Annotated in this window: 13 protein-coding genes; 9 read left to right on the forward strand and 4 right to left on the reverse strand. The window is 50.2% G+C overall.

Annotated features, from left to right (window positions below; all coding sequences use genetic code 11):
- Positions 1–57 precede the first annotated feature (57 nt).
- A complete protein-coding gene (locus HP555_RS01820) occupies positions 58–1005 on the reverse strand; it encodes an ABC transporter substrate-binding protein (RefSeq protein WP_199263520.1) in 948 nt (315 codons plus the stop codon).
- Positions 1006–1565: 560 nt separating this feature from the next.
- On the opposite strand from HP555_RS01820, the gene HP555_RS01825 reads away from it, so the two are divergent.
- From HP555_RS01825 to HP555_RS01840, 4 genes are all read left to right on the forward strand, one after another.
- The gene (locus HP555_RS01825; protein ID WP_199263521.1) at positions 1566–1940 is read left to right on the forward strand and encodes a GIY-YIG nuclease family protein; all 375 of its coding nucleotides are present in this window, start codon (positions 1566–1568) and stop codon (positions 1938–1940) included.
- A 49-nt stretch (positions 1941–1989) separates the two neighbouring features.
- Entirely contained in the window at positions 1990–2340 is a 351-nt protein-coding gene (locus HP555_RS01830) for a GIY-YIG nuclease family protein (RefSeq protein ID WP_199263522.1), read from the forward strand.
- Positions 2341–2416: 76 nt separating this feature from the next.
- Positions 2417–2767, forward strand: a complete 351-nt coding sequence (locus tag HP555_RS01835) for a GIY-YIG nuclease family protein (RefSeq protein ID WP_199263522.1) — start codon at positions 2417–2419, stop codon at positions 2765–2767.
- A gap of 233 nt (positions 2768–3000) precedes the next feature.
- Positions 3001–3543, forward strand: a complete 543-nt coding sequence (locus HP555_RS01840; RefSeq protein WP_199263523.1) for a hypothetical protein — start codon at positions 3001–3003, stop codon at positions 3541–3543.
- 39 nt (positions 3544–3582) lie between these two features.
- On the opposite strand, the gene HP555_RS01845 is transcribed toward HP555_RS01840, so the two are convergent.
- Together HP555_RS01845 and HP555_RS01850 are read right to left on the reverse strand one after the other, a co-directional pair.
- On the reverse strand, positions 3583–4335 hold the full coding sequence (locus HP555_RS01845) for an ABC transporter ATP-binding protein (RefSeq protein WP_199263524.1): 753 nt from the start codon (positions 4333–4335) through the stop codon (positions 3583–3585).
- The gene (locus tag HP555_RS01850; protein WP_199263525.1) at positions 4332–5129 is read right to left on the reverse strand and encodes an ABC transporter permease; all 798 of its coding nucleotides are present in this window, start codon (positions 5127–5129) and stop codon (positions 4332–4334) included. Before HP555_RS01850 ends, HP555_RS01845 begins: the two co-directional genes overlap by 4 nt.
- A gap of 950 nt (positions 5130–6079) precedes the next feature.
- Between HP555_RS01850 and HP555_RS01855 the strand changes: the two genes are divergently transcribed.
- The 5 genes from HP555_RS01855 to asnB all read left to right on the forward strand — a co-directional run bounded on the left by HP555_RS01855 (position 6080) and on the right by asnB (position 14109).
- On the forward strand, positions 6080–6391 hold the full coding sequence (locus HP555_RS01855; protein ID WP_199263526.1) for a hypothetical protein: 312 nt from the start codon (positions 6080–6082) through the stop codon (positions 6389–6391).
- Positions 6392–6807: 416 nt separating this feature from the next.
- On the forward strand, positions 6808–9306 hold the full coding sequence (locus HP555_RS01860; RefSeq protein WP_199263527.1) for a PKD domain-containing protein: 2499 nt from the start codon (positions 6808–6810) through the stop codon (positions 9304–9306).
- A 221-nt stretch (positions 9307–9527) separates the two neighbouring features.
- Positions 9528–10688 carry a hypothetical protein gene (locus tag HP555_RS01865; protein WP_199263528.1) on the forward strand — a complete coding sequence of 387 codons (1161 nt, stop codon included), beginning with the start codon at positions 9528–9530 and terminating at the stop codon, positions 10686–10688.
- Between the two features lie 231 nt (positions 10689–10919).
- Complete coding sequence (locus HP555_RS01870; RefSeq protein ID WP_199263529.1) at positions 10920–12065, forward strand: hypothetical protein; 1146 nt, start codon at positions 10920–10922, stop codon at positions 12063–12065.
- A 226-nt stretch (positions 12066–12291) separates the two neighbouring features.
- Positions 12292–14109 (forward strand): asparagine synthase (glutamine-hydrolyzing), encoded by a 1818-nt coding sequence (gene asnB, locus HP555_RS01875; protein ID WP_199263530.1) that lies wholly within the window; start codon positions 12292–12294, stop codon positions 14107–14109.
- Here the strand turns inward: asnB and HP555_RS01880 are convergent.
- Complete coding sequence (locus HP555_RS01880; protein ID WP_199263531.1) at positions 14106–15299, reverse strand: glycosyltransferase; 1194 nt, start codon at positions 15297–15299, stop codon at positions 14106–14108. The genes asnB and HP555_RS01880 overlap by 4 nt on opposite strands.
- Positions 15300–15341: the final 42 nt, after the last annotated feature.

Here is a 15341-nt window from a genome sequence, read left to right on the forward strand (position 1 = left end):
TCCTCTGGAACAGCACTGTCTGCAGAGATCTTTGTATCCGGGTCTGCTCCTGATACCTTACTGCACAAGTATCTCGTATGTAGGCAAAGCAAAATCAGGAACCGTTTCAATCATCTTCTGCTTGTGCAAAAACCGGGCTGTCTGTTGCAGGCTGGCCAGGATGGCGGCATCAAAACGCAGACTGTAGTAGTGCCTGTGCAGAGCAGATCGAGCAGCAGAGTGAGAGAGCCCGGTTTCAGAGGCCATCATCGCGACTGTTTCTTCGCCATGTGCTGCCACATAATCCTGTGCCTGGTGCAGTGCCCTGACAAACCGCAGCATCTGCTCCTTATTCTGCTGCAGAAATTCCCGACGCGTCAGCAGGAGAACAGGATAGAAATTCCCCTGCCCTCCCAGGGTGAGCAGCTGCTTTGCTCCTTTTTCCTCCGCCACCGACGGCGTTGGTTCGCTGGCTGCAAAGGCATCCACAGAACCGGCCTGTAGGGCCGTTACCATGGTTGGCGGATCAAGATCAACAAGCTCCAGACCTGCCGGATCCACCTGCGCCTCGTTCAGAACAGCAAGCAGACCCCCATGTGTTGAGGTACCCTTTTTCACGGCCACCCGTTTTCCTGTCAGATCACCAAGGGTATGGATAGTGGAATCCGGCCGTACCATGAGACGGTGGCGGTGCTCGCCAGTGGCATGGCTGGCAAAGATGACAAACTGCGGATGGCGGGCAACCATGAGAATGGCGGCGGTGTCCCCCATTCCGCCGATATCGGCACTACCGGCATAGAGTGCTTCGGCGCAGGCCGGTCCGCTGTTGAAGCGCAGGGGTTTGATGGTCAGCCCCTGTTCGGCAAAAAATCCCTTCTTGATCGCGACAATGGGAAGCACGCTGCCGATACGGTCCTGATACGCAAATCGAATCTCATCCGCCGCCTGGACCGTTGTTCCACACAGAAGTACGGTCAGGATGACAGCCGGCACGATCAGCCATTTCTTAAGTTGTTCTTGTTGCATTGTTGAACCATTTTTTGATTTTTCTTTACAGATTCCTGTTGCAGACAGGCTGTCCCGCCCTCCCAGAAGAAGCAGGCGGGGCATGCCGTCCGGCTCAGAGCTTTACATTAACATATGGGCAGATATAACAAGGCTGAAATCACCTCGAACAGGCTTGCTTTCCCTGCCCTGTCTGGTACTGGTATCCTGTGCGGTTAGTTCGGTCAGGCAATTTCAAGGGTTTTAAGCGCAGTCTTCCTTCTTCTAATTTCATAATTCTGCCATATAACTTCAGAAATTTCTTGAAAATTAAAAGACAACATGAACCAAACAAGGCACCAGTCATTCCGCGACTGTCGTGGAGTCCATGTCTGGCGCATCAAGGATGATGGATTCTGCGACTACGGCCGCTGCGCGTCCTTCGCGCAGAATGACCGTTGCCGGGTGACAAGGTGATGTCTGAGCTAGGTTGATGTCATTCCGCGCAGAATGACCGTTGCAGGTGACGGGGGGGATGTTTGAGTCATATTGATGTCATTCCGCGCGCAGTCGCGGAATCCAGTTGAATGCAGGAACGCCACATGGAAGATAAACATGCCTATACCTATATTCTTGCCAGCAAACGAAATGGAACACTTTACACCGGGGTGACCAGCAATCTGGAGCGCCGTATGTATGAACATAAAAACAAAACACACCCTGAAAGCTTCAGCGCAAAATATACTGTCAATCTACTGGTTTGGTACGAATCTGGAGAAGATATTCAGGCTGCCATCGAATTGGAGAAGAAAATTAAAAACAGAAGTAGAGCCTGGAAAATTGCTTTGATTGAGAAAAACAATCCTGATTGGAAAGATCTGAGTTTGGACTTTGTGGATTCTGCGACTACGGCCGCTGCGCGTCCTTCGTGCAGAATGACTGGTGCAGGTGACAAGGTGATATCTGAGCCAGATTGATGTCATTCCGCGCGTAGTCGCGGAATCCAGTTTTATGCAGGGACGCCATATGGAAGATAAACACGCCTATACCTATATTCTTGCCAGCAAACGAAATGGAACACTTTACACCGGGGTGACCAGCAATCTGGAGCGCCGTATGTATGAACATAAAAACAAAACACACCCTGAAAGCTTCAGCGCAAAATATACTGTCAATCTACTGGTTTGGTACGAATCTGGAGAAGATATTCAGGCTGCCATCGAATTGGAGAAGAAAATTAAAAACAGAAGTAGAGCCTGGAAAATTGCTTTGATTGAGAAAAACAATCCCGATTGGAAAGATCTGAGTTTGGATTGTATGGATTCTGCGACTACGGCCGCTGCGCGTCCTTCGCGCAGAATGACTGGTGCCGGGTGACGAGGGGTGATATCTGAGCCAGATTGATGTCATTCCGCGCGTAGTCGCGGAATCCAGTTTTATGCAGGGACGCCATATGGAAGATAAACACGCCTATACCTATATTCTTGCCAGCAAACGAAATGGAACACTTTACACCGGGGTGACCAGCAATCTGGAGCGCCGTATGTATGAACATAAAAACAAAACACACCCTGAAAGCTTCAGCGCAAAATATACTGTCAATCTACTGGTTTGGTACGAATCTGGAGAAGATATTCAGGCTGCCATCGAATTGGAGAAGAAAATTAAAAACAGAAGTAGAGCCTGGAAAATTGCTTTGATTGAGAAAAACAATCCCGATTGGAAAGATCTGAGTTTGGATTGTATGGATTCTGCGACTACGGCCGCTGCGCGTCCTTCGCGCAGAATGACTGGTGCCGGGTGACGAGGGGTGATATCTGAGCCAGATTGATGTCATTCCGCGCGTAGTCGCGGAATCCAGTTGAATGCAGGAGCGTTATATGGAAGATAAACATGCCTCCACCTAAAGTCGCAGTTTGGCACGCGCTTTCAACCTCTGGCAAAGATGCTCCGCGCTGCAATATGGCCAGGTCCGGCACAAACCTGTTTCATCTGCATGCTCACCACCACTGAAACACCATAAACGATCACACCTCTATGAAAACACCGATAAAAATTAAAAACTCCTGGAGCTACGGCCTGGTCTTTTTCTTCCTTCTTTTCATTATCAGTGCGGTATTTTTTGAGATCTGGGAATTTTCCAATCTGCCCGTCCAGTTCTTCGGGGCAATGTTCGGCGTGGTCATCTCTGCGATCATCACCCTGTTTCTGCTGCAGGGTCAGTCCAGGCAGGAGATGAAGAGAGAGGCCTTTGTCAAAATCTTTGAACAGAAGATCACAGTGTATTCCGAGTTTACCGAAAAGATGTGGGACATGCTCCACAATGAAAAAATAAACGAAGAAGGGCTGCTTGACCTGCGTACAATCTGTTTCGACAAACTGGTTTTTTATCTGAACAACGAACAGATAAAAAACGTCCGCACCTATGTGGAAAAGATAGACGAGAAAAACCTTGACGCCACACTGGAAGCCGTCAGTGAGATTACTGAACTGCTTCAGAATGACCTGAACACCGATGATGAAAAACAACATCTGGAATCCGAAGAACTGGTGCTGTTGTTCAAGGCCTTTAACCGCTGATACTGTACCTGGAAAAGGTTGCCGCCGCACCTGAACTGTTCATTCTTCTTTTGTGTACTCCTGCCGCAGACAGGCGCGCAGCTGTTCTTCCACCGGCAGCAGCTCCTCCCCGGAACGTCTTCTCGGCCGGGCCACGGTCACCGGGATATCGAGCAGAACACCCCTTTGCCCCAAAAGGATGATGCGATCACCCAGATAAGCAGCCTCAGCCACACTGTGGGTCACGTAGAGAATCGTCTGTCCGGCATGGGCATGCACGCGCAGCAACTCATCCTGCATCCGTTCCCGACTGTGGGCATCCAGGGCACTGAAGGGCTCATCCATCAGCAGCACCCGCGAAGCCAGCGCCAATACCCGGGCAATGGCCACCCGCTGCCGCATCCCACCGGACAGCCCACAGGGATATTGGTGGGCCTGGTCTGCCAATCCCATAAATGCGAGGTATTCGCTGGTCGTCTCTTTAAGCTGTTGCCCCCGGACTCCCCGCTGTTTCAGGGCAAAGGCAACATTGCCATAGGCGGTCAGCCAGGGGAAAAGCGTGGCATCCTGAAAAACAACACCACACTCCGGTCCCGGCCCCTGGACAGGGTTGCCTTCAAACAGTACGCTGCCTGAAGCCGGAAACACAAATCCCGCCGCCAGATTCAGCAGGGTGGTCTTACCGCAGCCGGACGCGCCCAGCACACAGACCAGTTCACCCGCTGCAATGTGCAGATCAAGACCAGCAAAGACCGGCACCACAGACCTGTCTTTTTGTGTATAGGATTTACAGACCCGGACAAAGCGGATCATGATCTTTCCAGGGTCGCTGTCCAGCGTGCAGTGGTCTTCTGCTCCAAAGGATACAGAACAAGCCGTTCCGCCACAAGACCAATGGCACAGATCACCCCGATACAGGCAAAGGCCGCCGGATAGTCAAGGGACCAGCGAGCCTGAATAATGGAATAGCCCAGGCCCGTGCCTGTACCGACCACCATTTCCGCAGCAACCAGGACCCGCCATCCGGTACCCAGGCCAATGCGCAGACCGCTGATGATCGAGGGCAGAGCAGCGGGAAGCAGGACCTGAAAAAAGAGCGTCCAGTGGCCCGCACCCATCATCTGAGCGGCACGGATAAGATACACATCCACCCCTCTGATCCCATGGGCAACGCTGATGGCAATGGGCGCAAAGGAGGCCACCGCAATCATGAACACGGTTGCCGGCTCTCCGATACCAAAGAGCAAAATGGCCACCGGAATCCAGGCCAGCCCCGGAATCATCAGCAAAACCTGCGGAATACCAGTGGTGATTGTGGCAAACCAAGGGACGCCGCCAGCCAGAAGACCGAAGCTGACACCGGAAACCGCTGCAATACTGAAGCCCGCCAGCCACCGTTGCAGGCTTTCCTGAATATGAAGCCACAGGGTACTGCCGGCCAGCGGCGCACTGTTGAGCAGTGCCCACAGGCGCTCACCGGTCTGCCGGGCAGTCGGGAAATCCACTCCCCGAAAGGCGTGCACCCCCCACGCGATCAGGGACCACACCGCCAACACAGCAAGAATCGGTATCAACCGGCGCAAACAGAGCTGTAGAAAATACGGCATAATGCTCTCAACACCTCTCTGGGCTGAAGGAGTATCCATCACAGCCGCAACGTGGCCAGGAAGACCAGTCTGCCGGTCTGCTCAATTCCGTCCTGGAGACCCGATCTCCGCTGCCTGGCGAACGTCTCCGACCTATTGGGTCAACTGATCAGCCTGCTGCACCCAGCCGCCGCCCATGGCCTTATACACGGTAATCAGAGCCGGCTATCTTTCCGGCCGTGAAAATTGGCGCAGGCGTGTTTATCTTCCATGTGGCGTTCCTGCATTCAACTGGATTCCGCGGCTACGCGCGGAATGACATCAATCTGACTCAGACATCCCCCCGTCACCGACAACAGTCATTCTGCGCGAAGGACGCACAGCGGCCGTAGTCGCTGAATCCATCATCCTTGATGCGCCAAACATGGACTCTGCAACTGCACACGGAATGACATCAACCTGACTCAAACATCACCCCTCGTCACCGACAACAGTCATTCTGCGCGAAGGACGCACAGCGGCCGTAGTCGCAGAATCCATCATCCTTGATGCGCCAAACATGGATTCCGCGGCTACGCGCGGAATGACATCAATTTGGCTCATACATCCCCCCCGTCACCGGCACCAGTCATTCTGCGCGAAGGACGCTCAGCGGCCGTAGTCGCAAAATCCATCATCCTTGATGCGCCAAACATGGATTCCGCAACTGCACACGGAATGACATCAACCTAAATCAGACATCACCCCTCGTCACCGACAACAGTCATTCTGCGCGAAGGACGCACAGCGGCCGTAGTCGCAGAATCCATCATCCTTGATGCGCCAAACATGGATTCCGCGGCTACGCGCGGAATGACATCAACCTAAATCAGACATTCCCCCCGTCACCGACAACAGTCATTCTGCGCGAAGGACGCTCAGCGGCCGTAGTCGCAGAATCCATCATCCTTGATGCGCCAGACATGGACTCCGTGACTGCACTAACCGAACGATACACCAGGGGAAAAAAATCAACCCGCACAATACCATACTGGCCGGAAAACTCCTCAATCCGTGCCGTGGCAACCAGATCAACCAGCACCGGATCGTTGAACTGGAGCCACCATCTGCTGTCGGCCTACTCCCTGCGCTCACTGGTGGCAACAATCTGCACGCCACCATTACCTAACTACCTGGATTGCATGCGTATTCTACGCGCATCTTTTTCATCCTTTGCCCTGCCGACCGTTTTTCTCTGCAAAACTTTTTATAAAAGAATTGTATTCAACGCCCAATCATATTAGATGTTTTCGTTTTAAAGTATGGCCTTTAAACATCTGAATACGCGATCACTCACAAAAATGAAACGCAGTATCGTACCAGAATAGTCTGTTGACCACTGGTCTCGTCAGCAGAAGGTCGCACCCCGCACGTGCCCGCGTTCCCATTCTTCTACAGCAATCAAGCCGCCGGCACAGGTAACACCGTTCCCTGTCAGTACGACCAGCCTGCCCCGGGCAGCACAGATTGCACACAACACGAAATACAAGAAATGACTTCAAGTTACAAAAACGAAATCAAGATCGCCCACCCCCTCCTGTCTGCTGCTCAACAACCCCCGGAAAAACCACCGCTCAACAAATCGAGTCTTTTGGCACACCGAATGCATAAGTGGAAACCATGGCACTCGTTTTATACAACCATTGGTAAGGTGAATATTATGCATCGTGTTCTGGTCTCTTTTCTACTAACCCTCTTCTTTTGCATGCCCACCTGGGCATTTGCAGACAGCACCCACTCGATCCGCGCCGAATGGTCGCGGTACTCCGCGCCGACAGGATTGACAGTTGCCGGATTTAATCTCTACCAGGATGGAGAGCTGGCCTGTCAGACACAAGGTTCTCGCGCCACGTCACTTGACTGCACAGTGTCGTTAAAAAACGACAGTCCCCAGTTCACACTGACAGCGGCATTTACAAACGGCACTGAAAGCTCTCATTCAGCACCGTTTGCCTTTACACCACCGTCCATTACACCGGTTGGCGAAACAGCAACCATTCGTGCACAATGGACAAGATACACCGCACCCAGCGGGTACACCACATCGGGCTACAACCTGTATATGGAAGGCGTTCTGGCCTGTCAGACACAAAGTACACGGGCCACTTCACTCGACTGCACAGTGTCGCTTCCAGCCGACAGGACCAGCTTCACGCTGACAGCTGCTTTTACAAACGGTGCTGAAAGCGCCCACTCAGAGCCATTTACGTACACAAAACCAAACAGCAAGCAACCGCCGACCGCTGCAATCACCGCCTCGGCAAACAGCGGCACAGCTCCTGTCAGCATCACCTTTAACGGGTCGGGTTCGACAGCAGGCAGCAGTGCTATCACCTCGTATAGCTGGAACTTTGGCGATGGTGCCACTGCCTCTGGATCAACTGCTTCCCACGAGTACACCGCAGCAGGAACCTACACCACCACACTGACAGTCACCGACCAGGCCGGATTAACCAACCTGACAAGCACAACCGTCGTAGTGTCAGCACCAAGCAACACCACCACACTGAACGCCGTGATCAGCACCTCCGGCAACAGCGGCCAGGCACCGCTCACTGTTTCCTTCAACGGCTCAAGCTCAACAGCAGCCACCGGCAACACCATCAGCTCCTACAGCTGGGATTTTGGTGACGGGACAACCGCCACCGGTGCAACCGCCTCCCATGCCTACACCTCGGCAGGAACCTATACCGCCACCCTGACCATTACCGACAACAGAAGGCGGACAAACTCAACCACCACCACCATTGTGGTCTCTGCTCCTGCTAATACCAATAACAGTACGCTTGCTGCTGTTATCAGTACCTCTTCCGCTGTCGGTCCGGCACCGCTCACCGTTTCCTTCGACGGCTCGGCATCAACGGCGGCATCCGGCAACAGCATCAGGTCCTACAGCTGGGATTTCGGCGACGGCACAACCGCCTCCGGCGCATCTACCTCCCATGCCTACACCTCGGCAGGAACCTATACCGCCACCCTGACCATTACCGATAACAGAAGACGGACACATTCAACCAGCACACCCATTGTGGTCTCTGCTCCGGCCAACACTAACAAGGCACCCTCTGCTGTGGTAACCGCCACACCAACCACCGGTACCTTGCCGTTGACCGTTACCTTTGACGGCTCGGGCTCCAGTGATTCCGATGGTCGCATAACCAGCTACATCTGGGATTTCGGCAACGGCAGCACAGCCTCCGGTGCCAACAACTCCCATACCTACACTGCAGCCGGCACCTATACCGCCAGCTTGACAGTCACCGACAACAACGGTGCACGTCATACAGCCAACACCACCATCGTGGTTGAAGAAGAACTGCTGACAGCGGATATCAACCTGGAGGCAGGTGAGGTTGAAGTGACCAACAACTGGGTATTCGTACGGTTTACCAACACCTTCAACAACCCCATTGTTATAGCCGGGCCACCCAGCATCAACGATGCCGATCCCACCACCGTACGTATCCGTAACGTCAGCAAAACCGGTTTCCAGATCAGAATGGCCGAGTGGGATTACCTGGATGGTGAGCATTACAGCGAAACCGTGCGCTACCTGGTAATGGAAAAAGGACGCTCCACCCTGAGCGACGGCACCATCATTGAAGCAGGCAGTTTTGCCGGTACCAGCAAGTCTAAGAACGTGTCTTTTACCAGCAGGTTCAACAAAACGCCTGTGGTTGTGACCACTGTGGCCACGGAAAATGGAACCAACGCCATCAGCGGCCGGATCAACAACATCACCCAGCAACGCTTCAGCTACTACTTCCAGGAGCAGGAGAAGAACAGCAGTACCCATGTCAATGAAACCGTACACTATATTGCCTGGGAACCCGGCCAGGGCACGGTTGGCTCCATGCGCTTTGAAGTCGGCACCACCGGTAACGTTGTGACGAACGCCTGGTACACGCACAATCATCAGAGTTCCTTTGGCCAGGCACCGTTCCTCCTGGCTGATATGCAAACAACCAACGATACCGACACTGCAGCCCTGCGTGTGCGCAACACCACAGCAAACAGCTTTGGTATCAAGGTTGAAGAAGAACGGTCCAGGGATTACGAAGTAAGCCATGGTGCCGAAACAGTCGGATACATCGCAATCGGGCAGGCACAAACCGCCTCCAGCGGAACGTCCTCAGGCGGACGTTCAGGACGTAGATAAAAGAAGCTTCTGTTGCCATGGTAAGGTTGTGGTACACGAACAACCTTACCATGCACAGCGAAACTCATCCAAACCATCAACTTTCTTAATATCTCGTCGGCTGGTTGCTTACCTAAACAAAGATACATGCGGCTATCCATATATCGTTCCATTGGAATCAAGACTCAACGTTACAAACGTATATCCAAATGGATGCAAGAAGATCCCGAAAAGGTGAAATCATGAAACAACAGACTGCAACCCGCAGTAAAGCAATGAAAATAGTTTATAAAGGTATCCTGTTAACCGGGCTAATCCCATGTGTATCATTTGCCGCACCTGCAGTGACCGGTACAAGCGGTTCCCTGTCAACAGGGAATACAGCCGTTATCTCCGGCAGTGGTTTCGGTACACACACCATGCAGGTTGAATCGTTACAAAACTACATTGAGGCAGGTACCGTAGGACAGAAGTTCGCAAAAACCGGATGGACACAGTCTGATTGGACCTGGGCTAGCCCGATGTATGCAACAGATGCCTCCCATTCCGGAAACAAATCATTAAAATGTACGGTGAACTCCAACAACAGTTACAACTGTGCCTTTGCTTATATAATGCCGAACCCGGTTAAAGCAGGAAACAAATTCTATGCGTCATGGTGGGTCAAGTACAATGGCGACACGAATGGTCAGTGGAAGATGTTCAAGTTGAAGCAAAAAGAAACCATTATAGATAACCCCATGGAGTTTGTCTTTTTCAACTGGTTTTCTATGCAACAACAAGCACATGGAGCTGATTCGAATAATGTAGGATACGGTATTTGGCCCAATGAAAACACGATCCCGAAAGGTGATAATAAATGGTATCGTTTCGAATTTGAAATGAATGCTGGAACAACAGGTTCCTCAAATGGCAGCTTTACAATCAGGACCACAACCGACACGGGAACTATTTACGAAGAACGCAGCACTGGTAATAGAACACACGCTGCTAATGCTGATGAATGGCGATATGCTATCTGGCAAAACTATATCGGTAATGGTATCAACAGCGCGGTCATCCATTTTGATGATATCTACGTACAAACAGGTACTCAGGCACGTGTTGAGTTGTGCTCTGGTAGCACCTGGGCAAAGCGAGGTAAATGTGAGATTCAAATACCGACATCGTGGAACGCATCTTCAATTCCAGTAACAGTCAACACTGGTAATTTCTCCTCTGGATCATCTGCCTACCTCTATGTTGTTGATTCCAGCGGAACAGCTAATAGCTCCGGCTACCAGGTAAGTGTTGGAGGAACATCGTCAGGAGGAGGAACGTCGTCAGGGGGAGGAACGTCAACACCAGATCCAAGTCCGGCTTCAGCTCCAGCTCCGCAATTGAGCTCCATAACAGTACAGTAATACTTACTACTTACCTCTATTTAACTAACGTAGTTAATGACGCCTAACAGAAGATACCAGTCAAGAAACAAGCTGGCAAACACCAAATTTCGAGCAATAACAAGATTATCGTGCAACCCAATCTTAACTTGCACAGAATACCTTGACTTAACTATATTATGTCCAGTTATAATTTAATTGTTCTTTAATTGCACATGAATCACCATTCTTCATGCAAGAGGTTTACACGTTATGAAAAAAATTAAACTTTTAAGCTTAGCCCTTCCAACCCTTCTGATGGTTGCCGGCACTTCTTCAGCTGTCTGGGCAGCACCTGCAGTGACTGGGGCAAGCGGTTCCCTGTCAACAGGGAATACAGCCATTATCTCCGGCAGTGGCTTCGGTACACACACCATGCAGGTTGAATCGCTGCAACCTGCTATTGAGGCAGGAACTGTAGGACAGAAGTTCGCAAAAACCGGATGGACACAGTCTGATTGGACCTGGGCTAGCCCGATGTATGCAACAGATGCCTCCCATTCCGGAAACAAATCATTAAAATGTACGGTGAACTCCAACAACAGTTACAACTGTGCCTTTGCTTATATAATGCCGAACCCGGTTAAAGCAGGGAACAAATTCTATGCGTCATGGTGGGTCAAGTACAATGGCGATACGAATGGTCAGTGGAAGATGTTCAAGTTGAAGCAAAAAGAAACCATTATGGACAACCCCATGGAGTTTGTCTTTTTCAACTGGTTTGCGTCTCAGCAGATAGTAGGTGGAGCTGACTCCAATAACGTTGAATACGGCATCTGGCCTCAACAAAACACGATCCCAAAAGGGGATAATAAATGGTATCGTCTAGAGTTCGAAATGAACGCTGGAACAACAGGTTCCTCGAATGGCAGCTTTACAATCAGGACCACAACTGATACGGGGACTATTTACGAAGAACGCAGCACTGGTAATAGAACACACGCTGCTAATGCTGATGAGTGGCGATACGCTATCTGGCAGAATTATATCGGTAATGGTATCAACAGCGCAGTCATCCATTTTGATGATATCTACGTACAAACAGGTACTCAGGCACGTGTTGAGTTGTGTTCTGGCAGCACCTGGGCAAAGCGGGGTAAATGTGAGATTCAAATACCGACATCGTGGAACGCATCTTCAATTCCAGTAACAGTCAACACTGGTAATTTCTCCTCTGGATCATCTGCCTACCTCTATGTTGTTGATTCCAGCGGAACCGCTAATAGTTCCGGCTACCAGGTAAGTGTTGGAGGAACATCGTCAGGAGGAGGAACATCGTCAGGAGGAGGAACATCAACACCAGATCCGAGTCCGGCTTCAGCTCCAGCTCCGCAATTAAACTCCATAACAGCACAGTAACACCCCAGTCCACCCCCTATGTACTTAGCGATGCGCAGTAAGCAACAATAATAAAAACCAAACATACAACCACTTAAAAACATTGCATAAACGACACCATTATTTTAGTCATCACTGTTAAAATAATAGTGTCGTTTTCATACCCTCCTCAACAACCTTTACTTCCTCAAAGGGACTTGATTAAGTCCTTCTCCTCCCTTTTGAACACAAAGGACACCTTCACAGTATGCACAGTATTAATGGTATACTTTCCTGGAAGCGGAATGTGCAACTATGCGCTGCAACAATGAGCCGTGGATCTTCCCAACACTACCCCAACCCTCTGAACGTGCTCGTTGACGAACCTCTTGTACTGAGTCATCAACAGCCAGAGCCTGCCGGCACGAAAACCATGGTAGAGCAACCCGAACGGTTTGGCTGCTGGGCCCTTGCTTTCATCGGCAGAATCTATAACAGTGCAGAAGTACAAAAAAAACTCATTGATCACGGTTATACTTTCGAAGCACTAAATGATGTTGAACTTGTACTCAAAGCCTGGGACTGCTGGGGTGAAGAGTGCCTGCATAGGCTACAGGGTCAGTTTGTCTTCTGCATTGTCAACACCGATAAAAAACGTCTTCACCTCTGTCGAGATCGTTACGGTAATCAGCCCCTCTTTTACAGCCATATTGAAAAGGAACTCCTCTTTTCTTCTCATCTGCGCACCTTAGTGCAGGCTCAGTCCAGAAAACCAGAACCTGACCAGGATGCCCTAGCCGTTTTCCTGGCCCTGCACTATGTACCGGCACCACAGACCGGCTGGAAACATATCCAAAAACTTCGTCCCGGCCACATTTTGACCGTCACATACACAGAAGAGCGACTGCAGATTACAGAACCTAGGGCCTGGCACAGACCATTTTCACCGATGAATACTGAAAAGGGGATCTCTCTGCAGCAACTAGACACAGCCCTGTCGGAAAGTGTGTACAGACAAATGGGGAGAGATGCTCCCATTGGTGCTTTTTTAAGTGGAGGGGTGGATTCCAGCCTGATTTGTCACTATGCTGCCCAACATCGTACCGACCCCTTGCATACCTTTTCCATCGGTTTTGTCGATGCCGGTTCAGAGTATGACGAAACTGTCCATGCTCGACGGGCTGCAGAAATTATTGGTGCCCACCACCATGCTGTGCGGGTAGAACTTGCTGGAATCTCAGATCGTATAGAACTCGTCTTGGCAGAAATGGACGAGTTGAACGCCGATACTTCTGTCTTCCTCACCCATATTGTGTGCGAAGAGGCAAGCAAGCACGTGGCTGTCTGTCTCAGCGGTGCCGGCGGCGACGAGCTGTTCGGTGGATACTTCCGCCATCAGGCTTTGTTAGCACTGAAACTTCTTCAAAAAATCCCCAAACCATTGATCAGCACTGTGCGGACTATTCTCCATCCACTACCGCAAAATCGTGATCATCGCCTGGGTAACCTTGTACGACGCCTGATCCGATTCTTTGAACAACGCGACCATGAGCAGAGTGATTTTTTAACCATCGTTCGCCAGGACCGTGCCTACCCGCAAACCCCTTCGTTCTTCCAACAGCCAAGAATAAACACCCTGCTCAAAGCACTGGAATTTGATTTCAATCACTTTTTAAGTGATAACATCCTCACCTTCACCAACACGATGGCCCGGGTTCATAATCTGGAGATATGCGTTCCTTTTCTTGACACCAACGTTATCAGGGTTGCCGAACAGATGCGCAACAATCAACGTGTCACACTCTTTGACAAAAAGATACTGCTCAAACAGCTGGCTGCCCGTTACTTTCCCAGGGATTTGATCTACAGAAAAAAACAGGGCTTTGCCGCCCCTTTGGAAGTGTGGTTGAGAAATCTGCCAAGAGAAGCATTAAAAAAGCGCTGCCTGGGAGAAGCAAGCAAACTTCTTGTTTCTGAACCTGCAATCAATCAACTTGTTGACAGTTTTCTTGATGATCGGCGTGATCTCTCTTTGCAACTGTTTGCGCTGATTGTGATGAATGTGTGGTATCAGGGAGGTAATTAAGAGGCAACATCCAACCAAACCTGTTTTTGGATGTCGGCAAGCCGGGGCCAATCATAGTTTGTCTTTACAAACTCAAAGGCATGTGCAGCCAGGTGCTGTTGTTTCTGTTCATCTGAATAACAGGTAACCACAGCCTCCGAAAAACTCTTTGGATCATCTCGAAGCATGAGTTCTCGACCATCAACAACATCAATTCCCTCAGCGCCAATGGAAGTGGAAACAATGGCTTTTTTCATAGCCATTGCTTCAAAAATTTTAAGCCGGGAACCACCGCCAATTCTCAAGGGGACGATACACACCCTTGCCCGAGCAATATACGGCCGAACATCCGCCACCCATCCGGTCAACTGAATGGAGGAATCCTTTCGGGCAGCCTGTTTCATTTTTTCTGTTGGGTTTTTACCGACAAAAACAAGACTGGCATCAGGCAACTCTTTTCTTATGGTGGGCCAATGCTCATCGATAAAAAAATAAGCTGCATCCTGATTGCTGAACGTATCATAAGATGCGGTAAACACGATAGAATCGTTGCATACCTCTGAGCAAGTCTCCACATAAAATCCTACATCCACCCCATTTTCAACAGTACAGGGGCGACCACCATACTGCTCTATAACAGCACTGTCATTCTTGCTGACAGCAGTACAAAATGCAACCTGTGGATACCAGTATCTCTCCAGTTGTTCAATTTTTCTTGCCTGGTTGAGTGCAACAAGTTTTTTGAGTGGGTTTTTTGTCTGCTCTGCAAGCCGAAACCATATATCAGACTCGATGTTGTGTGAAGAAATGACACATCTTTCCAAATCACACCCAATCAACAAAGGGGCCAGATTCGTCCATTCACAATGAATAACATCGGGATGTAAACTATGTATCAGAGAAGAAAGGCGTTCCTTCAACTCAGGTTGCACATGGTACACTGTTGAAAAAGGGGTCGACTCAAACAGGTTGAGACCGACTCGTGCATAAAAGGGTAGGGTCCACTTTTTCAAACGCCTGTCTTCAATGGCAACAACCTTAATACCGAGCCGCTCCATTTCGACAACCTTTGTTTGATCGGCATCACCGTAACACAACAGCGTTATCTCAAAAGATTGAGCCAAGTGTTTCAACAGATTATAGGTGCGAATTTTCTTGCCGCTATCAAGTGGAAATGGAATCCACTCATCAATAACCAATACTTTTTTCATGCATGCACAACCAATGTAAAAAATGCTCTAGGTTGGGATAAA

It is taken from the genome of Desulfobulbus oligotrophicus (assembly GCF_016446285.1).
GTDB classification, from domain to species: Bacteria; Desulfobacterota; Desulfobulbia; order Desulfobulbales; family Desulfobulbaceae; genus Desulfobulbus; species Desulfobulbus oligotrophicus.

Bases quoted from the DNA above. Each gene is read 5' to 3' on its own strand.
- HP555_RS01820 (WP_199263520.1), bottom strand. From the start codon at position 1,005: ATGCAACAAGAACAACTTAAGAAATGGCTGATCGTGCCGGCTGTCATC.
- HP555_RS01825 (WP_199263521.1), top strand. From the start codon at position 1,566: ATGGAAGATAAACATGCCTATACCTATATTCTTGCCAGCAAACGAAAT.
- HP555_RS01830 (WP_199263522.1), top strand. From the start codon at position 1,990: ATGGAAGATAAACACGCCTATACCTATATTCTTGCCAGCAAACGAAAT.
- HP555_RS01835 (WP_199263522.1), top strand. From the start codon at position 2,417: ATGGAAGATAAACACGCCTATACCTATATTCTTGCCAGCAAACGAAAT.
- HP555_RS01840 (WP_199263523.1), top strand. From the start codon at position 3,001: ATGAAAACACCGATAAAAATTAAAAACTCCTGGAGCTACGGCCTGGTC.
- HP555_RS01845 (WP_199263524.1), bottom strand. From the start codon at position 4,335: ATGATCCGCTTTGTCCGGGTCTGTAAATCCTATACACAAAAAGACAGG.
- HP555_RS01850 (WP_199263525.1), bottom strand. From the start codon at position 5,129: ATGCCGTATTTTCTACAGCTCTGTTTGCGCCGGTTGATACCGATTCTT.
- HP555_RS01860 (WP_199263527.1), top strand. From the start codon at position 6,808: ATGCATCGTGTTCTGGTCTCTTTTCTACTAACCCTCTTCTTTTGCATG.
- HP555_RS01865 (WP_199263528.1), top strand. From the start codon at position 9,528: ATGAAACAACAGACTGCAACCCGCAGTAAAGCAATGAAAATAGTTTAT.
- HP555_RS01870 (WP_199263529.1), top strand. From the start codon at position 10,920: ATGAAAAAAATTAAACTTTTAAGCTTAGCCCTTCCAACCCTTCTGATG.
- asnB (WP_199263530.1), top strand. From the start codon at position 12,292: ATGCACAGTATTAATGGTATACTTTCCTGGAAGCGGAATGTGCAACTA.
- HP555_RS01880 (WP_199263531.1), bottom strand. From the start codon at position 15,299: ATGAAAAAAGTATTGGTTATTGATGAGTGGATTCCATTTCCACTTGAT.